This is a genomic window from Bradyrhizobium sp. SZCCHNR1043 (assembly GCF_032489675.1).
Lineage (GTDB): Bacteria > Pseudomonadota > Alphaproteobacteria > Rhizobiales > Xanthobacteraceae > Bradyrhizobium.
In genome coordinates, this window is sequence record NZ_JAUEYN010000008.1 from 59,874 (window position 1) to 84,756 (window position 24,883).

General features: G+C 65.1%; 23 protein-coding genes. 6 read left to right on the forward strand and 17 right to left on the reverse strand.

All coding sequences use genetic code 11. The features are described 5' to 3' along the window. Positions 1–9: 9 nt before the first annotated feature. From QX039_RS15220 to QX039_RS15235, 4 genes are all read right to left on the reverse strand, one after another. Positions 10–1,425: a hypothetical protein gene (locus QX039_RS15220; RefSeq protein ID WP_315737657.1), complete on the reverse strand. Its 1,416-nt coding sequence runs from the start codon at positions 1,423–1,425 to the stop codon at positions 10–12. After that, a complete protein-coding gene (locus QX039_RS15225) occupies positions 1,422–5,045 on the reverse strand; it encodes a hypothetical protein (RefSeq protein WP_315771188.1) in 3,624 nt (1,207 codons plus the stop codon). The genes QX039_RS15220 and QX039_RS15225 overlap by 4 nt, the downstream gene beginning before the upstream one ends. Positions 5,046–5,052: 7 nt before the next feature. Beyond that, the gene (locus QX039_RS15230; RefSeq protein ID WP_315737655.1) at positions 5,053–5,805 is read right to left on the reverse strand and encodes a hypothetical protein; all 753 of its coding nucleotides are present in this window, start codon (positions 5,803–5,805) and stop codon (positions 5,053–5,055) included. Between the two features lie 224 nt (positions 5,806–6,029). Next, positions 6,030–6,425 (reverse strand): hypothetical protein, encoded by a 396-nt coding sequence (locus tag QX039_RS15235; RefSeq protein WP_315737654.1) that lies wholly within the window; start codon positions 6,423–6,425, stop codon positions 6,030–6,032. 582 nt (positions 6,426–7,007) lie between these two features. Here QX039_RS15235 and QX039_RS15240 point away from each other — a divergent pair. Next, complete coding sequence (locus QX039_RS15240; protein ID WP_315771186.1) at positions 7,008–8,195, forward strand: acyltransferase; 1,188 nt, start codon at positions 7,008–7,010, stop codon at positions 8,193–8,195. 205 nt (positions 8,196–8,400) lie between these two features. Here the strand turns inward: QX039_RS15240 and QX039_RS33070 are convergent, their stop codons facing one another. Further along, positions 8,401–8,640, reverse strand: a complete 240-nt coding sequence (locus QX039_RS33070) for a hypothetical protein (RefSeq protein ID WP_409997750.1) — start codon at positions 8,638–8,640, stop codon at positions 8,401–8,403. Positions 8,641–9,112: 472 nt separating this feature from the next. Here QX039_RS33070 and QX039_RS15245 point away from each other — a divergent pair, with 472 nt between their 5' ends. Beyond that, positions 9,113–9,295 (forward strand): hypothetical protein, encoded by a 183-nt coding sequence (locus QX039_RS15245; protein WP_315771202.1) that lies wholly within the window; start codon positions 9,113–9,115, stop codon positions 9,293–9,295. Positions 9,296–9,458: 163 nt separating this feature from the next. Further along, a complete protein-coding gene (locus tag QX039_RS15250; protein WP_315737652.1) occupies positions 9,459–9,653 on the forward strand; it encodes a hypothetical protein in 195 nt (64 codons plus the stop codon). A gap of 63 nt (positions 9,654–9,716) precedes the next feature. Here QX039_RS15250 and QX039_RS15255 read toward each other — a convergent pair whose 3' ends face one another. From QX039_RS15255 to QX039_RS15270, 4 genes are all read right to left on the reverse strand, one after another. Beyond that, positions 9,717–10,163 (reverse strand): host attachment protein, encoded by a 447-nt coding sequence (locus QX039_RS15255; protein ID WP_315737651.1) that lies wholly within the window; start codon positions 10,161–10,163, stop codon positions 9,717–9,719. 67 nt (positions 10,164–10,230) lie between these two features. Beyond that, a complete protein-coding gene (locus tag QX039_RS15260) occupies positions 10,231–10,644 on the reverse strand; it encodes a DUF3775 domain-containing protein (RefSeq protein ID WP_315771185.1) in 414 nt (137 codons plus the stop codon). Positions 10,645–10,848: 204 nt separating this feature from the next. Continuing rightward, entirely contained in the window at positions 10,849–11,313 is a 465-nt protein-coding gene (locus QX039_RS15265) for a hypothetical protein (RefSeq protein ID WP_315771183.1), read from the reverse strand. 114 nt (positions 11,314–11,427) lie between these two features. After that, positions 11,428–12,132 carry a hypothetical protein gene (locus QX039_RS15270; RefSeq protein ID WP_315771181.1) on the reverse strand — a complete coding sequence of 235 codons (705 nt, stop codon included), beginning with the start codon at positions 12,130–12,132 and terminating at the stop codon, positions 11,428–11,430. A 222-nt stretch (positions 12,133–12,354) separates the two neighbouring features. Here QX039_RS15270 and QX039_RS15275 point away from each other — a divergent pair, with 222 nt between their 5' ends. After that, complete coding sequence (locus QX039_RS15275) at positions 12,355–12,738, forward strand: VOC family protein (RefSeq protein WP_315737647.1); 384 nt, start codon at positions 12,355–12,357, stop codon at positions 12,736–12,738. Positions 12,739–12,754: 16 nt separating this feature from the next. Here the strand turns inward: QX039_RS15275 and QX039_RS15280 are convergent, their stop codons facing one another. From QX039_RS15280 to QX039_RS15315, 8 genes are all read right to left on the reverse strand, one after another. Continuing rightward, entirely contained in the window at positions 12,755–13,216 is a 462-nt protein-coding gene (locus QX039_RS15280; protein WP_409998103.1) for a hypothetical protein, read from the reverse strand. Positions 13,217–13,361: 145 nt separating this feature from the next. Then, positions 13,362–16,043, reverse strand: a complete 2,682-nt coding sequence (locus QX039_RS15285; protein ID WP_315737646.1) for a PAS domain-containing protein — start codon at positions 16,041–16,043, stop codon at positions 13,362–13,364. Positions 16,044–16,156: 113 nt separating this feature from the next. Next, positions 16,157–16,960, reverse strand: a complete 804-nt coding sequence (locus tag QX039_RS15290) for an NUDIX hydrolase (RefSeq protein WP_315737645.1) — start codon at positions 16,958–16,960, stop codon at positions 16,157–16,159. Positions 16,961–16,962: 2 nt separating this feature from the next. Next, positions 16,963–17,916 (reverse strand): dihydrodipicolinate synthase family protein, encoded by a 954-nt coding sequence (locus QX039_RS15295; RefSeq protein WP_315771179.1) that lies wholly within the window; start codon positions 17,914–17,916, stop codon positions 16,963–16,965. Positions 17,917–17,992: 76 nt separating this feature from the next. After that, a complete protein-coding gene (locus QX039_RS15300) occupies positions 17,993–18,871 on the reverse strand; it encodes an SDR family oxidoreductase (RefSeq protein WP_315771178.1) in 879 nt (292 codons plus the stop codon). A gap of 140 nt (positions 18,872–19,011) precedes the next feature. Then, a complete protein-coding gene (locus QX039_RS15305) occupies positions 19,012–19,872 on the reverse strand; it encodes a MaoC family dehydratase (RefSeq protein WP_315771176.1) in 861 nt (286 codons plus the stop codon). A gap of 331 nt (positions 19,873–20,203) precedes the next feature. After that, a complete protein-coding gene (locus tag QX039_RS15310) occupies positions 20,204–20,593 on the reverse strand; it encodes a Zn-ribbon domain-containing OB-fold protein (protein ID WP_315771174.1) in 390 nt (129 codons plus the stop codon). Next, positions 20,593–21,741 carry a thiolase domain-containing protein gene (locus QX039_RS15315; RefSeq protein WP_315771173.1) on the reverse strand — a complete coding sequence of 383 codons (1,149 nt, stop codon included), beginning with the start codon at positions 21,739–21,741 and terminating at the stop codon, positions 20,593–20,595. Before QX039_RS15315 ends, QX039_RS15310 begins: the two co-directional genes overlap by 1 nt. Positions 21,742–22,739: 998 nt before the next feature. On the opposite strand from QX039_RS15315, the gene QX039_RS15320 reads away from it, so the two are divergent. Then, positions 22,740–23,792, forward strand: a complete 1,053-nt coding sequence (locus QX039_RS15320) for an alpha/beta hydrolase (protein WP_315771172.1) — start codon at positions 22,740–22,742, stop codon at positions 23,790–23,792. 112 nt (positions 23,793–23,904) lie between these two features. Continuing rightward, on the forward strand, positions 23,905–24,882 hold the full coding sequence (locus QX039_RS15325) for a sensor histidine kinase (RefSeq protein ID WP_315771200.1): 978 nt from the start codon (positions 23,905–23,907) through the stop codon (positions 24,880–24,882). Position 24,883: the final 1 nt, after the last annotated feature.

Consider the following 24,883-nt stretch of genomic DNA (forward strand, 5'->3'; position numbering starts at 1 on the left):
GGCGCTCCCTCAGATGTCGGCAGAGATGCCGAAGTGATCGCTGGTGTTGCGAACGCGCCCGTAATTGCTCCAGCCGGTCAGATTTCCGGCGCCGCCGATCCCGGGATAGTTCGCCGCCGTCGGCGCGCCCGGCCACCCCATCGGCGCCGCGGTGAACTGGTGGGCCAGCGCAACCGCGCCCGGGGGAGGATTGTCCGGCGGCGCCATGACCGCGTTCATCGGCGTGCCGGTCACCGTGTTCATGATCGTGGTCTGATAGTTGTGCATGCCGTTGTGCGGCCAGACCAGGATGTTGTCGATCGAGTAGAACGGCGCAGCGACGAAGTTGGAGCCGACATAGCCGTAGCCGGGATAAAAGCTCTGCCCCGGGCCGCCGCCGTTGGACCAGAGGAATTTGGAGGCCGCCGTCTTGTCCTTGCCGCGGATATGGGTGGAGAAATAGCCCTTATACTGGTCGAGATTGACAGGAACTCCCACCGCCGTCGGACTGACGAGCAGCGTGTAGGCACCGGGCCCCCCGGTGAGCGGATTATAGAGGCCCGAGGCCGTGCCGTTGACGGCGAACAGATTGACGTTGAAATCGCCGCCGATCACCCGCGTCTCATTCACTCCCAGGGCGCCGACGATATCGTTGATCGTCGACAGCGTGGTGATGTAGTTCGCCGCCGCGGGATTGTTCGGCGGGGAATGGATGCCGAAGATGGTGAGGTCTCGCTGCACTACGCCGAGATTATCGGTCTCGGTGAACGTTGCCATGAACGGCTCGCGCAATCCGCCAAAGGCAACGGGCGCACCGAGCGTGGTCGTGAAGGCGATGCGCGCGGCGACGACGTCCTCATTGAGGCCGCCATTGTGCTGGGCGCCCGCAGGAATCTGGCGCACGCCGCCAAGCCCCGGCGGCACCAGCATTCCGTTGACGTTCACGGCACCGATAGGCACCACCATGCCATTGTACGGCGCGGCGGCGCCGCCGCCCGGCGGCACCGACAGGCCGCCATGACCGCCGGTCCAGATGTTGGGCCCGGTGAAATAGCGACGGAGGTTGCCTGCAGTGTCGGTGCGGCGATAGAGAATGCCGACCGTTTCGGCGCGCCCGCCGGTCCCGGTGTAGAGCGGCGGCACGGCGTTCCAGCCGCCTGCCACCATCGTGGCGGGGTTGTTGAGCCCGAACTGCACCATGGCGAGTGCATTGATGCCGCCGGTCTGGCTCGCCAGCGCGTTGGGCGCATTGTCGCCGGAGCTCACCTCGATGATGACGATGATGTCCGGCTGCGTGGCCGTCAGCACGGCATTGATCACCGCGCGGCGCTGGATCGCGCTCTGCATGTCGTTGAGGCCGCCATGGCCGCGCTGCCGCTTGATCGACGCGGAAAAGATCTTGTTGACCGAGAAGCTCTCGATATTCCAGAACAGGATCCGCGTCATGATGACGGCTCCTCCAGCTCGGGCTTGCGTGTGGCGAATGCGAGCGACTGCTCGCAGCCCGGATTGTCGTCGGCGACATAGGCCGCGTACCAGCCGAGGCTGCCGGTGTTGTCGGGATCGCCGAACAGGAAGAACTGGATGTTGGCGGACGGCGGCAGCTTGGCGATGCCGAAGATCTTGATGGCGATATCGTCGATCCGCAGGCAGTAGAACCACTTCGGACCGTCATCAGACAGCTTGCGTCCCGATGCGGTCGGGACCGGCTGGCGCAGGATCGAGATCGCACCGACCGCAACCTTGATGACGCCCTGGATGCTGAACAGGCTGGCGCCGGGCGCCGCGCCCGGCAGGCTCATGCCGATGAAGACCGCATGCTGCGCATCCGAGCCGGTGGTGATCGGTGACCATGCCGCGAGCAGCTGCGACTGGAAGCCGACGCCCGAGGCGAGCGCCCCCGGACCGCCCAGCGTGATGTCATAGACGACGCCGAACCAGGGCCCCTCGAGTTCGGTCAGGTTGAGCTGCGACGTCACCGGCAGGAAGCCGAGATCGGACGGCTTCTGATCGCCGGTCGCGTTGACGAAGCTCTTCAGCTGCAGCGCGAAGCCGCGGAACAGGCTGGTGTCGCGCATCGTCGAGCCGTTGAGATTCCAGGCCAGGTTGCCGGTCGCGACCTCGAACCGCTTGGCGCCAGGCGTCGCCTGCGGATAGGTCATTCCGACGGCGAGACCGGAGAAGGCGAGGCCGACGCCGAGCGCCGCCTCTGGCGTGTCCGGCGGACTGCCGAACGACAACAGGTCGAGCGTCTCTTCGGCGGTGCTCTGAAGCGCCGTGAAATCGAGCCGCCCCCAGACGAGGAAGTTGCTCGCCACCGTGGCGCCCTGGTCCTGGGTGCCGATCGTGTTGAACTGCACGCGGTCGAAGGCGACGGCAGGCAGCACGTTCGACGGGCTGGTCAGCACGTTGGTCGTGTTCTGCTCGAAGACATAGGCGCCGCGGCCGCCCTGATCGACATAGCTGCCCTTGAGCACGATTCCCGTGAAGGGCTGTGGCTTGCCGCGCGAGTACAGCCGCGACACCGGCGCGCCGAACAGCGCGGCGACCGAGAGCTGGACGTGGCTGTCGAACCGCGTCAGCCTGGCGTTCTCGAACAGCGACTGCAGCTGCAGCACGGTGAAGTCGAACTCGCCGCTCATCTGCACCGCCACGGGCACGTCGGGCGCAACGCCGCTCGAGACGTTCGCCGCATAGCGCGGATCTTCGTAGTCGATCAGGCCGAACAGGCTCGAGCTGCCCGAGGGCATCGTGATCCGGCCGCTCCGGCCGTCGACCGTGACGCGACTGACAGTGAAGCCGAAATGATGGGCATTAAAGCGCGTGAAGTCGATGCCGGCGGCAAGACCCGCAATCTCCGGCGGCATGTCGCGCTGGCCGAGATCGGCCGCGAGCACGATGACGCCGGTCCAGTTCGGATCCTGGGCAATGCGCGCGAAATTCTCATAGAATGGGCCGGACGCTCCCTTCGAGCGTGCGATGGCGTCCGCAATGTAGTCCTGCAGCCATTGCGAGAGGCCGGTGTAGGACAGCGCGGCGGTGACCGTCGGTGTGCCGGGCAACAGCGAGAACTGCTCCGCGGACGTCCAACGATTGGCATTCGTGACCCGCTCCAGCAACGAGCCGGAGCAGAACTTCATGATCATCACGTTGCGGTAGGCGGTGGCCGACGCGCCGGCGCCGACCGCCGCGGTCATGGTCCAGCCCGCAATGTTGACGGTATTGGCGAACTGGGCGCCGGTGCCGAACGGCTCCGGATTGACAGCGACCAGAAAGAGCTGGTTGGTCTGCAAGGCGTCCTGCATCGCCTGGGTTGGAGCAGATAGCGCGAATGGCAGGGTATTGCCGTCGCGGTCGAGCGATTGCGCCATGCTGACCTTCAGATAGGCCCCCGTCGCCGGATCGCGCTCGATGATGAAGCCCTGAGGCGTCGTCCCATCGGTGCTGGGGCCGTCCGCCAGCGTGCCGTGCAACGCGTGAGCCCGCGCCGCCTGCACCCGCGCCGACCACGTCTTGCTGCCATAGCCCGAGATCAGCGACTTGCGGGTTGCGGCCACGATCTGGCTCTCGAACTGGACGAGCGTCGCGCCATCGAGGCCGCTGCTCGCAGCAGCTCCATAAGGCGCCAGCGGGAACGTCTTGTCGCTGCCCTGGGCGAGCGGCATGAACGGCGGCGCGGATTGGAGTATCTCCGCATTCGCGGCGCCGGCCGCGGCCGCACCGTAGATCGCGCTGCCTTCGGGCTCGGCCAGATAGTCGACGGCCCCGCCCCCGGCGACGATGGTCACCCAGGAGGTCTGGTGGTCGTCGGTCAGGCGCGGCGCAACGGCGCCGCTCGCGGGACGGTTGAGATCCGCCGTCTCGAACGGGAACACCGGCGCGTAGCCTGGTTTCGAGGGGATCGCGTTGAGGCGATCGTTTTGTGTTGCAGGCAGGCTGACGTCGTACGCCTTGAAGCTGAGCGCTTCCGATCCGAACAGTCCGCCCATCAGCTTCGCGACCTGGCCGGCCGCGCTGCCGTCGGCACTGAGCGCATAGTGGCCGGCCAGGCTCAGATAGGCGGTGCCGGTGTCGGTCTTGGCCGATCTCGCGACACTGGTGGCAAAGGCGAAGCCCCCGGCGCCGAGCGCCGGCGCCGTATCTCCGCTGCCAGCCCCGAGCGGTGTCAGTTGCACGACACGCCCGCCGGTCGTGCGGAATTCGCTGGTCAGCGCAGGCGCCCCCTTTATGGCAAAACCGGAACGCAGATAGCCCTGTTCGAGCTGCTCTCGGCTGATCACGCGGTTGGCCGGATCGCCGAGGTCGAAAGCGCCCGCGATCGAAAGCTGCGATGGCAACGCCGCCACCGTCATGGCTGCATACTGCGCAGCTTGCAGCGACGCCGTCGCATTGTTGTTGATGACGTAGCGGACGCCCTGCCCCAAGCCCTGGCTGACGAACGCCTGTTTCGAATCGAGCAGCCCATCAAAGGTCACGCAGCCGGTGTTGGCGCCGCCGAAGGGCACGTAGGCGTAGATGCGATTATTGGAGGCCGGCGCAAGCCGAATGCCGAGCGGGTTGTCGCCCTTGCCCGCGAAGCCGATGAACGGAGGTGAACTCAGCGCCGAGCCCGACAGGCGCAGCGCCCCACCGTCAATATCGATCCGGCTCTGATCGAGGATGTAGAATTTGGCGTTGCTGGCGAACCAGAGGTTCATGTTGCCCGAGACCTGGTAGACCGGCGGCAGATTGATGAAGGAGACGCCATAGCGCTCGAAGTCGCCAAACACGACCGGATTGGCCGAGGCAAGCCAGACGACGGCGCGATTGCGCGTCGCCTTGCTGATATAGGTCCGTGCACGCTCGGCGAACCCGCCGGGATCCCGATCGAGATCGGCGGGCCGCTGTGTCGCGAACAGATAACTGCCACCGTACTTCTTCAGCGAGTCATCGTAGTTGATGAACGGTGGCAGCGACGAGCCCGCGCCGAGAAGGTAGCCGGCCCAGCCAACCGAGCCGGCAACCCTGGTCTCGTAGATCGCGGAGGAGTCGACCTGCTCGAACTGCGCTGACGCGGACGCGTCCATGCTCGTATCACCCGATCGGGAAGATGCCGAGCAAGGTGCCCGCCAGTGAATAGAGGGCGCGATCGTCGATGATGTCGCCCTTGATGATGGTCACCGTATATTGCGTCGAGCCCAGCGCCGCATATTGCACCGTGATGCCCGCCTTCCACGTCGTCGCCCCGATCGTGATATCAGCACCGAGGACCGCAGTGATCTGCGACTGCGAGACGATCGGCGTCCAGACCGGGATTCGGCCCTGATACTGGAACGAGACGTAGGTCGTGTTGTTGGTGTCGCCGCTCGGCGTCGTCACCACGTTGCTGTTCGGACTGGTCGGGGTGTTCACCGTCGGCAGCGCCGTGAAGGCCGCGCGCGGATACTCTTCGGTCCGCGTCGCCGCGGGCGCCGCTGACTTGACGGACGAACTGATCGGGAAGATGCCGAGCGTCACGCCCTGGAGCGAGTAGAGCCCACGATCGTCCACGATCTCGCCCGAGATGATGGTCACGGTGTACTGGGTCGATCCCAGCGCCGCATACTGGACCGTGATGCCCTTGCGCCAAGTCGTTGCGCCGATCGTGATGTCGGCCCCCAAGACGACTTGAGGTTGAGCCTGCGAAACCACCGGCGTCCAGACCGGAATGCGGCCCTGATACTCGAAGACGAGCTGCGTCGTGTTGTTGGGATCGCCCGTCGGCGTCGCGACGACATCGGTGTTGGGACTCGTGGGGGTTTTTACTACGGCGGGAGCGGTGAAACGAATACCTTCACGATCAGACATGACTATCTCCTTTTGTAAAACACAGGTCGAAACCTGCAGCGCGCAGCTGCTGAGCGCAGCTGAGGCGAGTCGAAAATCAATAAACTACCAATGATCGAAATCTATCAGAGGTTGCATCGTGTAACAGAGTTCGCAGGGGCGGTCAATCGGGCCAGATCACAGTCCTGCCCCCCACGCCCGATAACATTCTGGTGTTTACATCTCACGCGAAGCCGGGCCGGCCCTCAGCGGCTGCCTTGTCTCCGAAGCATTTGCATCGCACGCTTCATCGCTGCGGACCGGGTGAACGAGCCGAGCACGATTCCGGTAAAGCTGCTCTCCTTTCCGGAATCGACGATCGCTCCTGTCATCGTGACCGTGTAGTAGGGACCCATGGGGTTCATGGTCACGGTCAGCCCCTTGCACAGGACAATGCCGGCAACAGCGACATCCTCGGCCAGCGTGACCTTCACCTCGCCAATCGACACGAGCGTCCTCCAGCACGGGATCGTACCGTTGACGAAGAAGGTCACCCAGGTGCTGTCGTTGGTGTCGAACGTTGCGGCCACCTGCGCATTGCAATTCGTCGTCAGCTGGGTGTCGACGGTTTGATCGGTGAGCTGAGATGGCGCAGCGGGCAAGGCGGCTTCCGTCCTCGTTCAAACGCTCAGCGTCATGCAAGATGACCAGCCGGAGGTGACAAATAACTAGCCGCCGTCGGTTTGCGAGTCCATTTGCAATCCGGCCCCTGCAGCAATCCGGCCGAGGCTCCGCATCCCACGCAGGTGCGACCAAGGCCCCGGCCGTAACCTCCCCTGGCCAAGATTCCCGGCGGGGTTTCGCAACAGGCACGATCCGCTGCAAAAGCTGCTCTTCCCGGTTTTCTTCAAACCTACCAGCCTGTTGCCCGCCCCTCCCGCCGATCGCATGCCGCACCGGGAAACGCCTCGCCCCTTGGATGGGACGCCGCCGATGCCAAGGCTGATTTCTCTTTATTTTTCAGCTCGTTGGTGTTGACAGCAACGTGGGACGCCGCCGCATCGGACGCCGCAAACGGCAGACGCCGGACCGATCGGGCGCAGAGTCATCTCCGGCCTGAACGCCAGAGCGTCGCTCGAGCGGGCGGCAATCCCGTCTCCGGCGGCCTGCGTCGGGTTGCCTCCGGACCCTGCTGTTTCTACAACAGCCGGAGCGCCTCCCAAGTATCAGGACCATCCCTCAAAGTGAACGAGCAACGCTTCATCGGCTCGCTGACCGGCTTACGCTTCGTCGCGGCCGCAACGGTCGCCATCGGCCACGGCGCCCCGTCGTTGGCGCAAGGCCTGCTGCCGGAGCTCATCGCTCAGGTCAGCAGCATCGGAATGACGATGTTCTTCGTGCTGAGCGGATTCGTCCTGTGGCTCAACTATGCCGCGCGCTTCCAGTCGCAACCGTTCGGAAACGCTCTTCGTGAATTTGCCATCGCGCGATTCGCCCGGCTCTACCCGATGTACGCCGTGATTGTGCTCGCGGTCGTCGCATACGTCGTGATCGCGCGAGACCTCTCCGCGCCCTCGCTCGGCTTCATCCTCACGATGACGCAAGCCTGGTTTCCCGTGCAGAACGGCACCATGCTGGTCGCGGTCGTGCCGTCGCTGCAGCACCTCTGGTCCATCAGCGTCGAGCTGTTCTTCTACCTGCTGTTTCCGTTCGTCTGCCTGCTGTTTGCAGGCGTCGCCAGGCTGCCCACGATCATCTGGATCGCGCTTGCGAACATCGTGACTTTCGCGCTGACGATCGCCGCCGCTTTCACCTTTGGCGATGCGTTGTTGCGGGCCGCCGCGCCAAGCCTCACGCAAAACGGGATGCAGTGGCTCACCTACTACTCTCCCTATCTTCACATCGCTCAGTTCCTGGCCGGCTGCCTTGCCGCCATGATCTACAAGAACCGCGCCGATGCCAGCATCGGTGACGGGGAGCGACGCTGCGTGAGGCTCCTGTTCTGGCTTGCGCTGGTGAGCCTCATCTGTGCGCCTGTCCTGCTGTTTCTGCAGCCTCGTCTGCCCGGCTGGTCGTTCGTGATCGAACTTGCCGTACGTCTCATCGAGATCTCGGGATTTTCGATCGTCTTCGTCGCCGCCAGTCGGTACGGCCATGCCGCTTGGCTGTCGTCCAGAGCCCTGATCATTGGTGGCGAATGCAGCTATTCGATCTATCTGCTGCATCCCTTTCTCATTCGGCTTGCGATGATCGGAAAGTCAGATGCTCCCGGCGCTCTCGAGCTCGCACTGCGGCTCGGTCTGTTCGTTGCGATTGCGGCGGCGGTGGCCTGGGTCACCTACATGCTCATCGAGGCGCCCTCGCGAACATGGTTACGGAGAGCCTTCCGCACCAGCGCACCGCGCGACGTGATCCATGCGACGCCGGTCTGAGCGCCGTGTCACCGGCCCGTCCGTGCTTCGCGGTGCGCCTCTACCAGCGGCTTATCCGGAGCCTTGCCGTGCCTTGAATCAGGAGCCAGACGAAGCTGCCGCCGCTAACGACAGGGCGCGACGTCCAACGTGAACAATCGCTGATCCCCCGCGGCAGCCGGCAGCCCGGTACACGCTCCCGCGGCGATGATCAGCCATCGCATGTTCACCTGCTGACACAGGCCCTCGCCTGTCTGCTCCATTTGAACGCGGTTCCGCATGGCGGCCTTGGCCGAGCGCCCGCAGGGCATTCGTTCCACACCGGCGCTCCCACCTCCCAGCCATTCACGACGCAGCCGCCATTGGGCGCGACGTGGCACCCTGGGCCGCAGGACTCATTGGCGACCGACCGGCCGCCTCCTGCCGCAAGGCCAGTCAGCAGCACAACCCAAAACATCAGCCTCATCGCTTTGCTCCATTGACTCCGAGGCGACGAGCCCCTGCGACCGCGCCCCAGCGGAAACCATGAACGTATCAAACCGTTCCCCCGTTGATCGCAGCCTGCTCGCGCTGAGATCTCGTCGGAGATGGTCGCCGCCAGCCTGTGACGAAACATCGCGCCGCCACCACACTCTAGCCCTACTACGCGCACGACCGCGCCATATCCGTGCACGGAAATGGGAAACCATCGTAGCGAGAAGGTTTTCACCATGTTGGGCGATGATTGCGCAGCCTGGGCGAGCGGTAAGCGGAAAAATCACCTCTCCACGCCAATTTGATCGTGGTGAGCCAGCAAGGCGTTGGGGCGCGCGCGCTCAGAAACGTGACGAGCCGAACAACATCAGGAGCCGGCGGCACGAACTGCCGGTCAGCCTTGGATCGTCCGGATGCGCGCCGGACGAGCCCGTGGCGAATGCAGGGAGCGATAGATCGACATGATGGCACGAAAGCTTTCAGTCCGCGAAGTCATTGCCAGATCCTATCCCAGCTGGGACTATGCCATGGCCGACCGGTTGATCGCATGGCTCGATCATTGTGGGTACGAGATCGTGGAGAAGAAGCCGGAGCGCACCGCGGCTCCCGTGACCGACGACGCGCAGCCACACGTGATCAGCGTTTGATGAATTCTGCCCCGTTTCGCCGAGGCGCTGTGAATGATCAGCGCTCCTCAAGCGGCAGCGCTCGGGCGCCGCAGGAACCGCGCATCGCGTTCTGGGGTTCAAGATGACAAGACCAGACGCTCGACGTCTCATCGAGCACCATGAGATCAGGGAAGGATCACCAATGTCTCGCAAGCTCACGCCACGCCAGGTGATCGCACGCTCCTACCCGACCTGGGATTACGCCATGGCCGATCGCCTGATCGCCTGGCTGGATGATTGCGGCTACGAGATCGTCGAAAAAGGAGCCGCGCACCTGGACACAAGTCTGGTGCCTGCTGCGCCGGAATCGACACCGTCGCATGAAAGCACACATTGATCCCGTCGCGGTCGAAACCGCGAACGGGGCCTCCGGGCGCTCATTGGTATGAGAAAGCCGGCCTCAGGCGAGCAGCTGCTTCTCGATTTCGTAGACCGGAAGCTTGACCAGATCCTTGTGGACCTCGCCATGCAGCACCTTTCGTACCGCGTCGGAATAGTCGGCGCGGATGATCCCGAGCGCGCGCGGCGACGCCACCATCGTGACGGCTTTGGTTTCGCCCGACAGGACAGCCTGATGCAGGCGATCAGCAAGCTGCTTGAGAAAGGCGCGCTCAGCCTGATCATGCCAATCCGTCTGATCCACCGAACTCCGAGCATTGCCAAATGACTGCTGCACCGAGCCGGGCGCATCAGTGCCCTGAGCGCTCGTGCGGTCGTTCTCCTGCTCACGGACCTCTTTGGTGTGCAGGTTCGGAAACATGCTGTCACCGACGTTCTCGAGGATCAGTGCCTTGCGGCCGTCGCACACGACGATCCAATCACCGGTTCCGACCTTCAGCTTGTCCATGAGATTACTCCATCATCCGAATTGCAACGAAGAACGTGCTGGGAATCCATCGGGAGACGCCGCCCAGCTATATGCCTTCTTCGAAGTCTTCCAAGGAAAGGCCGAACTCCGAGAGAGCCTCCTCCAGATAGTCGCCAAGCATCGGAGTTTCGATCAGGTACGTCGCGGTGCGATTGTTGTGCGCCTGAGCGGCCTGCGCACGAAGCTCATCCCAATTGTCCAGCGAGCCGTCACCCCGGCCCAACCACATCAGCGCGACCAGATCGATCTGTTCGTCGACATTGAGGCCCCTGATGAAGCTGACGAGCTCCGACCTGTCCGTGTTCAAACCTCGCCCACCGGTACCGGGCGCCGCGTCGTCATCCGCCAAATCTGCCAGCAATTCGGGTTCGGCCGCTTCCATTTCATGCTTGTGGATCTTGGTCACGACGAAGGCGACCTTCTCCGGCGAGATCGAGAGGGTGGGCGTGGTAGTCGTCATTCAGCGTCTCCTGGGTCCCCGGGCAAACGCTCCCAGGTCCCATGCAAGGGACGCTAGGCGTTCCGGAAGGAGCGCACTTTGCGCAAGATCAAGGCAGCGCGGCGGCGTGAAAAACGGCGCAGCAGCCCACGTCAGTTCGACCGCCCCCGGCGCGCGATTGCACCGGGACTGCTTGGATCGACCAGGGACTGCGGGCAATCGATACTACCAGGTCCAAGCGAAAGGGCCGACATGCGGCTGCTGCGCGACCAGGATCATCGGTCTGCCCAGATGAGCTCTTGCGACCTTTCGCTTCTTCGCCTTGCTCGTGTCGGCAATCCGCGTCGCGCGAGGCTTCTCGGCGGCCTTCACGGCCGCAACCTGCGGGTTGGCTTCGACGGCGCTCATCTGCGCGAAGGCGTCGCGGAGACCGTTCTTGGCCACTTCTGCCGGAGGTTCTGCCGGAGGCTGCTCTGCCTTCGCGAGCTTCACCGGAGCTGGCGTGGCGATCGAGGTGTCCATCACGATCCGCTCCGGCCACTTTCGCGTCGACTGAATGCGCACCGGGGGAAGATCCGACGCAGACGACAGGCTTGCAGGCAATGGCACGCTGGGAAGCACGGCATCCGCCAGGACGAGCAGCGCCAGCAGAGTTCCACCGACGAAAAGAAAGTAACGGAGAATGGGCATAATTTACCGCTCCGTCGGCACCTGCGCCGACATCCACCTAACGGAGGATCATGACAGTATGTTCCCGCGTCGAACGCTCGGGTTCAAAGACCGTGGGAGACTAGCGCGACATAATTAGATTTTGGTCGCTGCAACCAGCGCGCATTTGGCCGCGCTGACGTTAACGTTGACGAATCCGACGTGGACCGCCGCGAAGGTCTTGCGGCTGCGCGACCCGACTTGGCCGGGCACGATCCGTCGGCGGTCGGTGACGTGACTGCCGTCGCGCCGGCTGAAGGCGCAGCTGATTTCGACGTCCTTGACTGCGAAACTGTTGGCATTCCGTAGCGTGAAGGTCACCAGCGCCTTCGATCCAAGCCCGCCGCGCCGCCAGGACTGGGAACTGATCCGCAGGCCGGACAGAGCGGCCGGGTCGAGCGCAGCGGATGACACAGGCAGCATCGTCGGCGACAGACTGGCATGCGCGTCCATGACGTTCCGGCCGGAGCCGACCACCGGGGACGAATCGGGGTGCGCATTGGACCCCAGACTGGGCGCCACGGACGAGAGCCCATGCGATGGCTCCGTCCCGTCTTCATCTCCTTCATACCGGCCGCTCGGGGAGGCCGATGTGACTTGCGCAAGGCGGAGGTCGGCCATCTCCTCCTCTTCGACCGACATGATCAGCCACCCGACTGCGCCGAACATGATCAGCGCGAGGATCGCCAACCCCGACACGGCGGCTCCCAAAGGGATGGACGCTCCGCCGCTTCGGCGCATGGCCAGCGACGCCGCGGCATCGGGCTTGCGTCCCAGCAAACGAGAGAGACCCGCGCTCATGTCTGCACCATCGGCTGCCCGGCGGGGGCATCTGGAAGCTTCAATCGGCAAACATCGATAGGGTTGCATGCAAAGCCGACAATTGGAGGGCAGGCCCGGATACCGGTCGGGCAGCCGGGCTGGCGCGGCCGGCGACGGGCCGGTAAACATCCGCTCCGCTGCCGACGCCTCAAGGAACGCCGCCGCGCCGCAAGCGGTTCACTCTTTCGAAAGATCTCGACGATGTTGAATGTCACGTGGGACCATATCCATCTGCGCAGCCCTGACCCGGAAGCCACCGCCAACTGGCTTCACGACATTCTCGGCGGCGAGATCGTCCGCAATCCCGGCCGCATCGACGTCAAGCTCGGCGGCGCCAGCGTGTTCATCGCCAAGGTCGAGCCGGGCGACGGAGTGAACGAGCCGCCGGTGCCCCCGCACCAGGGCCTCGATCATTTCGGCCTCACCGTGAAGGACATTGACGCCGCGGCCGCCGAGCTCAAGGCCAAGGGCGTCACCTTCACGACCGAGCCGACCACGATCCGCCCCGGTGTTCGCATCTGCTTCATCCGCGGGCCCCAGGGCATTTCCATCGAGCTCCTGGAGCGCGACAAGAAATACGTCTGAGCGCCGCCCCGCTCGGCTACGTCATGCTGCCCGGCATGAAGCAGCGGATCGAGAGGCCCTGATAGCCGCGCATCGGCCACACCATGGTGCGCCCGACGCGGTTGGGCTCGGTGATGACCGCCTCGTCGGGAACGTCGAGCCATTCCCCCTCGATGCGGACGCGGTAGTGACCGCCCCTGCTCTCCCAGTCGACATCGCTGACGGCGCTGCCGTCGGCATCCGAGCAGCACGGGCCCTTGCCGCTGCGCAGGCCGTCGAACCATGCCTTGATCTCCGGCGACGAGTTCGCATACTGGCCGCGATCGCGCGCCAGTGACGGTGGCGCGGCGAGTGCGATCAGCAGCGCCGCACCGCCGACCTGGATAGGCGGCTTCCATGGAGCGACCGCCGGTCGCCTCGAACCCGTGTTGCTGATGTCGGCACGATCAGCTCGATGCGGCTCATGGCCGCGGGACACGATCCATTTGCTCATTTCCATCTGGTCCATCTGGCTCCTGCACCACCCCAGGGTGCACGGATAATGATGCATCAACTGGGCCAGATTTCGATTCGATCTCGGCTTCGTGAGAGTCAATCCGGAGTTTTACGCAGCGGCGCGGCATCCCCGCGCATTGCGGATCTCCCTACTCCGCCGCCTGCTCGAGAGGCGCGACCCGCGGCAGAATGATCTGGACGCGCGTGCCGGCGCCCGGCTCGGAGTCGAGATCAAGCCGGCCGCCGAGCCGGTTGGTCACGATGCTGTAGACGATGTGCAGGCCGAGGCCGGTGCCGCCCTGGTCGCGGCGCGTCGTGAAAAAAGGATCGAAGGCGCGGCGGCGGACGTCGAGCGACATGCCGCAGCCATTGTCGGAAAAGATGATCTCGACATTGTCGCGCCCGGACTCCCGCGCCCTGATTTCGATCACACCGCTCCTGCCATCCGGAAACGCGTGCGCGACCGCATTGAGGAAGAGATTGGTCAGAACCTGCCCATAAGGCCCGGGGTAGCTGTTCATCACCAGATCGGGCTGGCAATCCACATTCACCGTCAGGTTCTGTCTGCGCACGCCCGGGCGCAGACTCATCACCACCTGCTCGGTGAGGTCGGCGAGATCGAAGGTGCGCTTGTCGGAGTAGTTGCGGTCCGCTGCGACCTGCTTGAACGACTGGATCAGCTCGGCCGCGCGATTGAGATTTGCGACGAGCTGCCCAGCCGCACTGCGGCTCATCTCGATGAACTCGTTGAGGCTCGACCGCCGCAGTTCGCCCCGCGTGACCGCCTCGCTGAAGCGCTCGGTCTTGCGCTCGAGCGCGGAGGCGACCGTGAGGCTGATGCCGACGGGGTTGTTGACCTCATGGGCAACGCCGGCGACCATGCGCCCGAGCGCCGCGAGCTTCTCGGCTTCGATCAGCGAGGCCTGGGTCTCGCGCAGGTTCCGGAGCGCCGTCTCGGCGGCCTCCTTGGCCTTGCGCATCTCCAATTCGCTCTTCTTGCGCTCTCCAATGTCGAGCGCCACCGTGACGATCTTGTCGACCTCGCCGTCGGCGTCGAGAAGCGGCAGCTTGTTGACCAGCCATTGCCGCATGACGTTGCAAGAATCGAGGTATTCCTCCTCGTAGAACCCGAGGCCGGCCTTCGTCGCCAGCACGCGCTTGTCGTTCGAGTCGGTCTTGTTCGCACCGTAGCGCGACATCAGCTCGCCGGTGGTGCGGCCGAGCGCATCCTCGGGCTCGACGTTGAAGATGCCGGCCATGTAGCGGTTCATCAGGACATAGCGTAGCTCGCTATCCTTGACGTTGATCACCGCCGGCACGGTGTCGATGACCTGCTGCAGCAATCGCCGGCCTTCCGCGATCGCGTCCTCGGCACGCTTCTGATCCGTGATATCGCGAACCACGCCTTCGTAGCGAATTACCTCGCCGTTCTCATCCCGCACCACCGTGGCGCTGTCCGAAAGCCAGCGGATCTCACCGGTGCGCCGGCGCACCTGGTATTCGAACTCGCGCACCATGCCGTCGCGCCGCATCAGCCGCTGATAGCGTTCGCGCGCCAGGGGATGGACATAGATCGTATCCGCGATGTCGTTGACGCTCTGGATCAGCTCGCTCGCGGATTCGTAGCCCATGATGCGCGCGAGCGCCGGATTGGCATTGAGCACGAGACCACTCGGTGTGGTGACATAGATGCCGTCGATCGAAGCTTCGAACAGCTTGCGATAGCTCTCCTCGGCCAGCCGCTGCTCGGCCAGCGCGCGGACGGCCGCCTCGCGCGCCGCGTCGGCATCCTGCAAAGTCTGCCGAAAGACTTCTGCCGCCCGCGCGATGTCGCCGATCTCGTTCTGAACGTCGGTCTGCGGGATCGACGCCGCTTTTTCGCCCGCCGCCAGCGCCCGGATCGAGCGTGCGATCGAGGCCAGCGGCTTCACCGTGCGGCGCACCACGAACGAGGCAGCAAAGATGCCGATCAGAACGCCCGCCGTGCCGAAGATGATGCTCTGCCATTTCGTCTCCGCCAGCGTGCGGGCGAAGTCGCGCGACAGCACCTTGCCCTGGCTGGCACTCAAGGCGCGCAGCAGCTCCGTGACCCGGCCGATCAGCCGCCCCTCGATGCCCAGCACCTCCTTGTCGAGGCGTGCGATCTCGTCCTCGGTGCCGGCAATGGCGATGATCGCCTCGGCGTAGCGGTCCGCTGCCGCGCGCAGGGCGCTGTCCTCGATCGGCATTGCGCGCATGCTGCGGGCGGCCTGCTCGGCGCCAGCCGGGTCCCGCGCCAGCAGCGCCGCGCCGACCTGGTTCTGCACTTGGAACAAGGCTCGCGCCGTGGCGCGATCCGTCAGGCCGGCGATGGCGTCTTCGAAGCTCTCGCGCGCCGCCGGCAAACCCGACAGCAGCTCGGCACGCCGGGCGATCAGCGCGCTGATGCGGTCGATGCCTTCGCGGTAATTGGCGAGCCGCTGGGCAACGCCATCGATGGTCGCCTGCTGCTCCGGTGCCAGCTGCAGGCGCGTCTTCTTCAGGAGCGCGCTGAGCTCGGTCGCCGCCTCCATGGCACGGTCGGAGCGGGAGCCGGGGTCGGTGACGAAATCGCGCGCCGCGAGCCGCAGCTCGTTCATGCGCTGGTCGATCTCCTCGGCGAGATCGCCGACGCCCTGCAGCCGCTGCAACTCGGCAAAGGTCGAATCGATGTGGCGGATGGCGATCACGCTCGCCATGCTGGTCGCGGTGATCACGGCAAGCAGCAGCAAAAAGCTGCCAAAGATCATCCGCCCGATCGTCATCGATCGGAGGCTGCTGCAGGCCGTGTCGAGGTCCGGTAATCTACTCATGGGATCCGATGGTCGGAACCGCACTATATACGAGCCGCCGGGCGGCCAAATGAACATATAGAGAACAATTCTCGTCCGCGCATCATCCGCCGGACGAAAAATAGCCCGTGCGGTTAACCGGCCGCACCGAACTCGAACACCTCGCCATCATAGCCCGCCTCGCGCGGAATGCGCAGCTGGCGACCGCCCTCGGCGGTCTTGGTCATGACCGGCATCACGGTGACGACGTCCATGTTCCGCGCCGCCGCCAGGGCGTCGGCCACCGCGGGCTGCTTGCCGAGCCGGATCAGGTTGCGCGTGGTCGGGAACGGCAGCTTGAAGCGGCCATCCTCGCCGCCGGCCAGCGCCTCGCGCGGCGAGACCCAGACGGAGTCGGTCGATTCCCGGCCGTCATGGGCGCCGAGCTGGTCCGGCGGCGCCGCCGCCAGAAAGAACCAGGTGTCGAAGCGCTTGGGCATGCCTTCGGGCGTGATCCAATGGGCGTAGGGAACGAGCGCATCGAGCGCGAGCACGAGGCCGTGAGCTTCGAGGACCTGGAAAAAGCTGATCTTGCCCTCGCACAGCGCCAGACGATGCGCAGCCTCGATCTCGCGGGCGGCAGCGGCATCGATCAGCGCGTCCGATCGGCCCGGCCGCGCCAGCAGGATGCCGCTCTCCTCGAACGTTTCGCGCACCCCGGCGATGCGGAAGCCGAGCGCCTCGGCCTCCAGGCCCTCATCGCCGGCATAGAGCTCCGGCCTGCCGGCGATCTCCTGATCGCCTCTGTCGACGCTGCCGCCAGGAAACACCAGGGCGCCCGAGTTGAACTCAATCTGATGGTGACGCACCATCATGAACACCTCGATCTCGCGTGCGGCTGCGCTGTCGCGCAGCAGCAGCACGGTCGAGGCGGGACGGACGGCGGCGGCGTCAGCCATAGTCACTCCGCGGCGGTGGCACGAGGTTGCAGGTTGGCGCGGGCATCATAGCGCGCCACGCGCGACAAGAGATAGTCGACCTCGGCCTTGGCCGCGGCCGTGATGCCGGAGGCCGGCTTGCGCTGCGCGCTGGAGGCGATCGCGCCGCGCTTCTGCAGCACGTATTTGCGCACGGCAAGCCCCGCCCCCGGCTGCTGCTCGTAGCGCACGAGCGGCAGATGCGCGTCGAACAGGTCATGCGCGGCATCGCGTTTTCCGGCCTGCGACAGCTTGACGACATCGACCAGCATTTCCGGGAAGGCATAGCCGGTCATGGCGCCGTCGGCGCCGCGCTCCATCTCGAAGTCGAGGAACAGGCCGCCATTGCCGCACAGGATCGACAGCGGCCGCAGCGAGCCATCCTTCTGGAACGCGCGCAGCGTCGAGATCTTCTCCAGGCCCGGCCAGTCCTCATGCTTGAGCATCACGCAGGAGGGGCTGTCCATGACGATCTTGCGGATCACAGCCGGCGTGAACTGGACGCTCAGCGTCAGCGGGTAATCCTGCAGCACCCAGGGAATGTCCTCGCCGATGGCTTCCTGCGCCTGCTTGAAATAGCCCGTGATCTGATCGTCGGTGCGGAGCGACGGCGGCGGCGCGATCATCACGCCAGCGGCGCCAGCATCCATGGTGGCGCGGGCCAGCGCGCGCATGGTGGCAAAGCCCGGCGACGAGACTCCGACGATGATCTGCATGTTTCTCGCGCGCTTGATGAAGCGGATCGCGACCTCGGCGGATTCAGCCGCATCCAGTTTCGGCGCCTCGCCCATGATGCCCAGCACGGTGATGCCGTCACAGCCGGCCGCGGCATAGAAATCGACCAGACGGTCGATCGAGGCCTCGTCGATGCGGCCGTCATCATGGAAAGGCGTCGGCGCAATCGCGAAGGTGCCTTTGGCGGCGGCGGTGAGCTTCATCGTCTGGTCTCCAATCTCTCTGGCGTCATTTCGGGATGCGCCGAGGCGGCATGTCCGAAATGACGACCTGAATACATCAAAACCGCCGTGCGGACTTGGCTATATCGGCCTCCGAAAAGAATATCTCCTCTGCGTGCGCGGCGATGTCCTGGGCGTTCCAGGCCGAGGACGGTGGCTTCCAGCCCTCCATCTCCATCATCCGCATCTCACGGACGCCGCGCGCGGCGGAGACGCCGAGCACCTTGCCGGTCTGGTCGCCGGACAGACCGCTGACCATGTAGAGCACCGCCGGCGCGATGCCCTCGGGTGTCAACGCCGCGTCCGGGTTCTCCTTGTAGCGCGGCAGGTCCGCGGTCATGCGGGTCAGCGCGCCCGGCGCGAGTGTCCACACCCGGATGTTGTACTTGCGGCCCTCGATCGCGAGCACGTTGGACAGGCCCCAGATACCGCCCTTGGCGGCGCCGTAGTTGGACTGGCCGAAATTGCCGATCAGGCCCGAGGTCGAGGAGGTGTTGACGATGACGCCGCCGCCGTTGTCGCGCATCCAGCGGAACACCGGCAAGCTGCAGCAGAAGGTGCCCTTGAGGTGCACCTGGATCACCTTGTCCCAGTCGGCCTCGCTCGACTTGGCGAAGGTCTGGTCGCGCAGGATGCCGGCATTGTTGATGAGGATGTCGGCGCGGCCGAAATGGCGGATGGCGTCGTCGAACACCGACTGCCCACCGGCCATGGTCGAGATGTCGGCGCCGTTGGCGACCGCGCGCCCGCCCTCGGCCTCGATCGCCGCGACCACCTGCTCGGCCATCGACAGGTCCGAACCGGAGCCGTCGCGCGGCCCACCAAGGTCGTTGACGACGACCGCCGCGCCCTCGCGCGCGAACAGTCTTGCGTAGGCCTCGCCGAGACCGCCACCTGCGCCGGTGATCAGCGCCACCTTGCCGTCGAGCAGTCCCATGTGTGCCTCCTCCGCTGTCTTCTTTGCTCTTGTTCGTCATGGCCGGGCTTGACCCGGCCATCCATCTTCGGAAGCGGATGGATGCCCGGGTCAAGCCCGGGCATGACGACAACGAACAGACGTGTCTCACATGGCAAGTATCAACCCAGCACCGTCTTGCCGTTCTTGATCACGGTGACGTTGCGCGCGGTGACCCGCGCCTCGAACGAGATCACGTCGCCGTCCTTCCAGAGATCGACCGTCACGGTCTCGCCGGGAAACACCGGCGAGGAGAACCGCGCGGCGTGCTGCTGGAACGCCGAGGCGTCGTAGTCGGCATAGGTCTGCAGTACGGCGCGGCAGGTGAGACCGTAGGTGCACATGCCGTGCAGGATCGGGCGCGGGAAACCGGCGCGACGCGCGAATTCGGGGTCCGAATGCAGCGGATTGCGGTCGCCGCACAGGCGGTAGATCAGCGCCTGGTCCGGCCGCGTGGAAATGTCGACGCTGCGATCGGGCGCGCGCGACGGCACCGGATGCGGCTCGGGGATCCCGCCGGACGGGCCGCCGAAGCCGCCGTCGCCCCGGGCGAAACGGGAGGCGACCAGGGTCGCCAACGGCGCGCCGCTCTCGTCGCGCAGGATCGTCTGATGGCGAATGACGGCGCCCTTGTCCTTGCCCTTGTCGGACACCGCGAGCACGGAGGAGTCCGCCGTGATCTTCGCGGCCGTCGCCAGCGGCTGGTGAAAGGTGATGTCGCGCTCGCCGTCCACAACCAGCACCCGGTTGAGCTTCATGTCGCCAGGGCCCGAACCCCAGGCGGCGACGGAGGCAAAGGTCGGCACCACCTTCAACGGCCGCGGCTCGGCGGTGGCCTCGTTGACGAAGGCGAGCTCCCTCTCGTCCATCGGATCGGCGCCCATGCCGATGCCATAGGCGTACAGCATCACCTCGCGATCGCTATAGGCATAGGGCTGCCCGATCGCCTTCATCGCCATCAGCTCATCGTAGTTGATCGGCATGTTGTTGGTGTCCTCCCCGAAACGCGTTCCTTGTAGGGTGGGCAAAGCGAAGCGTGCCCACCGCCTTTTCGTCTGGCAACGGTGGGCACGGCGCTCCGCGCCTTTGCCCACCCTACGCGCTTGTCGTTGCGCGGCGCCCATTGCTGCGCCCTCTCCCCCAAGCGAAGCGGAGCTTCGCAAGGGCGGGAGAGGGCTCCGCCGACGTCAGCCCCACACTCACTCGGTCGTCATTGCGAGGAGCGCAGCGACGAAGCAATCCAGAGTCTTGGAAATAGCCCTGGATTGCTTCGCTTCGCTCGCAATGACGTCCACCGGCATTGTTGCTCCTCAACTACACCGGCGTGAAGAACGGCAATGGCGCGCCGTCGGTCGGCTTGAACACCACCTTCACCTTCTGGCCGATCTTCAAGGCGTCGAAATCGCAATCGACGAAATTGGTCTGCAGCGACGGGCCCTCCTTCAAGGTGACGTAGCCGATCGCGTAGGGACCAGTCGGCGACTTCCGCATGATCGAGAACGTGTAGATCTCCCCCTCGCCCGCGCTCTGCTCCCACACCGTCTGGTCGGAGAAGCAGAACGGGCAGATCGAGCGCGGAAAGTAATGCGCCTCGCCGCAGGCGGTGCAGCGCTTGAACATGAACCTGCCCTCGGCGGCGGCATCCCAGAACGCCTTGGTCTCGGGATTGGTGACGGGGGCCGGCAGCTTCTTCTGATCAGACATCACACGCGCTCCAGAATGCAGGTCGAGGCGGCGTGGCGCAAGCCGAGCAGGCCGCCGGTGCCATGGGCGATGGCGAGATCGCAGTTTTGCACCTGGACCTTGGGATGGGCCTCGCCGCGCAATTGGCGCACGGCCTCGATCACCTTGGTCATGCCGCCGCGGTTGACGGGATGGTTGCTGCACAGGCCGCCGCCATCGGTGTTGAATGGCAGCTTGCCGACGCCGAAGATGAGGTTGCCGTCGGCGACGAACTTGCCGCCCTCGCCCTTCTTGCAGAAGCCGAGATCCTCGAGCTGCATCAGCACGGTGATGGTGAAGCTGTCATAGATCGAGGCGTATTTGATGTCCTTGGGCGTGATCCCCGCTTCCGCGAAGGCACGCGGGCCGGACCACACGCCGGCGGAATAAGTGAGGTCGAGATCCTTGCCGCCGCGCGGCCCCTTCATCGCCTCGCCATGGCCGATCAGCCGCACCAGCGGCTTCTTCAGGCTCCTGGCGATCTCCGGCGTGGTCACGATCAGCGCGCCGCCCCCGTCGGTGACCACGCAGCAATCCATGCGATGCAAGGGATCGGAGATCATCGGCGAGTTGATGACGTCCTCGACGGTCACCACCTCCTTCAGCATCGCGTGCGGATTGTACTGCGCGTGATGCGAGGCTGCGACCTTGATCCAGGCAAGCTGCTCCGACGTGGTGCCGTAGTCGTGCATGTGGCGCATTGCGCACATGCCATAGGCGTTGTGCGTGGTGGCGCCATAGGCCATCTCGAAGTCGGCCTCTGCGCCGGCGGCGCGCGGCGGCATCGGGCCGGTGCGCGGCTTGCCGGCCAAGGTGATCAGCGCGATCGAGCATTTGCCGGCCGCGATCGCTTCCGCAGCGTGGCCGACGTGGATCAGATAGGAACAGCCGCCGGTCTCGGTGGAATCGATGTGGCGCACCTTCAGCCCGAGATAGTCGACCATCGGCCAGGCGCCGCCGGGCGCATCGCCGCCGCAGAAATAGCCGTCGACGTCCCGCACGCTGAGCCCGGCATCCTCGAGCGCGCCCTTGGCGACCTCGGCATGCAGCTGCGCCGTGGACTTGTCGGGTGCATGCCGGGTGGGATGCTCATAGATCCCGGCAATGTAGGCCTTGCCCTTGATGGTCAATTCCGTCTCCGCTTCCTGTCGTTTCGTCCCGAATGGTTGAAGATTTTTTGGACCGTTGGATGAGGCTTGGCAAGCGCGGAAAATATTCCGCGAGGTGGAGATGAGCCGTGGTCTTGCCCTTCACTCCGCTGTCGTCCCGGGCTTGACTCGGGACACATACCCACCGGCCAATGTTGGTAAGGACGATGGTCGACCAGCGTGCGCGACAACTTCTCCCTGTGGATATGGGTCCCGGGTCAAGCCCGGGACGACAGCGGTGATGACGCGCGATCGTGCCCATATCGAACTACGCACGACATCGCATTCCCGCGGCAGACACTGCCCGGGTGATGCTGGTCTCGCTCACCCTCATCACGTCGGAGGGCGCAGGGAAGGCCAGGCGTCGGCTGACGCCTGCGGCCCGCCTGCGAAAAAAATGCAGGCGGCAGGTACCACAGGTGCAGCCGGAAAACGCCCGGCCTTCCCTGCGCGACGGTCTTAACGCTTATACGCAGTCTGCCTGGTGCGCCGGGCTTGTTGGCCACCATTCGCGACAATGCTTGCGCATTGCGCGGGACACCAGCATCGGGGTGTCAGCACGCTGCGACTTCACGTCCGCGCCATGCCGTTCGTCGGCGCGTCCGAAGACACGCTGCGGCACAAGCGCGGCCATCGCTCCCCGCCTCGCGTGTCGTGACGATCGCGCGCAACGCCCCATCCGAGTGAGGCGGGATGCGCGCATCAAAACACGATTTCTGAATTTCGTAAAGCAGATTCTGCCCGACGGGCCGTTTGCGCAAGGCACATCTGGGGGGGTCCTGCCTCGAGCCGGCGGGTGCAGAAGCCGGACCGAGTGCGCTGGTCGAGCTCGGCCGGACCGCTCGGAGGTCGACCTACACCCCGGCCATGCGCGCCAGGACGGCACAACGGAACGAACCGCGTGACCGGCCGTTGCTCCTGCGCTGCATCATTTCTCGGATCCTCCGGGTGTCGTGCACGCCTTTCCATGAGGGCAGATGATGACCGCAGCCCGGACCACAGCGCGCGCGCTCGCGGCGTCGACGCCCAGCCGCCTGACCAACTCGACACCCTCCCTCCAGCCGCTGGCGCGTCGCAGCCGGTCGCTGGCGAAGACTCATCCATTTCTTCTAGCGGCAGCGGCGGCCACGGCCGTTCTGGCCGTCACAGCACTGATCAATCGCCGCCTCGCCAAGTCTGCCGAGCGGGCCAATCCTCCTGCCGGCCAGTTCATGGACGTCGACGGCGTCCGGCTGCACTATGTCGAGCGCGGCACCGGCGTGCCGCTGGTGCTGCTGCACGGCAACGGCAGCATGATCCAGGACTTCGCCTCCAGCGGCCTGATCGATCTGGCGGCGCAGAACTACCGTGTCATTGCGTTTGACCGGCCGGGCTTCGGCCACAGCGACCGGCCGCGCAACGTCGTGTGGACGCCGATGGCGCAGGCCGGGCTGATCAAGAGCGCGCTCGATCGCCTGGGCGTATCGGAGGCCTTCGTCCTGGGTCATTCCTGGGGCGCATCCGTTGCCGTCGCGCTCGCCCTCGAACATCCGGCCATGGTCAAGGGCATGGTGCTCGCCTCCGGCTATTACTATCCGACCTTCCGGTCCGACGTGGTGGCCGGATCGGCTCCGGCCATTCCCTTGCTGGGCGATATCCTGCGCTACACCATCTCCCCTCTGATCAGCCGGATGATGTGGCCGCTGCTGATGGCCAAGCTGTTCGGCCCACGATCGGTTCCGGCGAAGTTTGCCGGCTTCCCCAAGGAAATGGCGGTTCGCCCGTCGCAGATCCGCGCCTCCGCCGCGGAGGCCGCGCTGATGATTCCCGATGCTTTCCGCTTCAGGAGAGCGTACGGTGAGCTGAAGATGCCGGTCGTGATCGTTGCCGGCGATCAGGATCGCCTGATCGACATCGACGCGCAGTCCAGACGGCTTCATCACGACGTCCGCCAGAGCACCTTCCGCCGCGTGCGCGGCGCTGGGCACATGGTGCATCAGACGGCGACCGACGCGGTCATGTCCTCGATCGACGAAGTCGCCGCGGCTGCCTGAACGGCGGAACGCAGACATGGCTGCCGATGCGGGACACGCGAGGTCAAACCGGGCGGAGCAGCGATGAGGGGATACGATGCCTGCCGATACGATGCCTGCCGAGGAAGCCCGCATGCCGATCTGGCAGGAAAAGCATCTGCGCGCCGCAACCAAGGCGGCCGGCGTCGCCTTGTGGTCATGGAACGTCGACACCGACGCCATCACGATGGACGAGCGCGCCTATGAGCTGTGGGAGGTTTCCAAGACCCACACCAGGATCACATTCGAGGTGCTGTCCCGGAACATTCACCCGGCCGACCTGGAACGGGTGAGATCGGCGTTTTCAGCGACGCGGGCGATCGTCGGCCCGTATGAGATCGATTTTCGCATTCTCGCTGACGGCGAGATCCGCTGGATTTCCGCCCGCGGCCAAGGCGACGACGCCGACATCGCCGATCGGCTGATGTTCGGCATCTTTCTCGACGTGACCCAGCGCAAGCAGGCCGAAGAAGCCAACGAGCTGCTGGCGGGCGAGATGAGCCATCGGGTCAAGAACCTGCTGACGATCGCGACCGCGCTGACGCAGATGACGTCGCGCACGGCGGCGACGAAGGAGGACATGGCCCACGAGCTGGCCAGCCGGCTGATTGCGCTCGGACGTGCCCAGGACCTGATACGTCCACGGCCCGGGGGGACGAACGAAGCGGCCCTGCTCGGCGATCTCGTCTCCGTGTTGCTTGCTCCCTACGACGAGAAGGGCGCCAGCGTCCGCATTCGTATTTCGGTGCCGAAGATGAATGTCGGAGAACGCTCGAGCACGACATTGGCTCTGGTCATCCACGAGCTCGCAACCAACTCGGCGAAATACGGCTCGCTGTCGGTCACGAGCGGCACACTGGACGTCTCCTGCACGGCTCATGACGACGAGGTCGTGATGACGTGGACCGAACGCGGCGGACCGCCGAAGTCGGCCGCCACGACCGAAGGCTTCGGCAGCAAATTGATCCACCGCAGTGTGAACGCCCAGCTCGGCGGCAACATCGCGTTCGACTGGTCAGACGAAGGCCTGGTCGTGACGCTCCGCATGAGCCGGGAGCGGATGGCGAACTGAC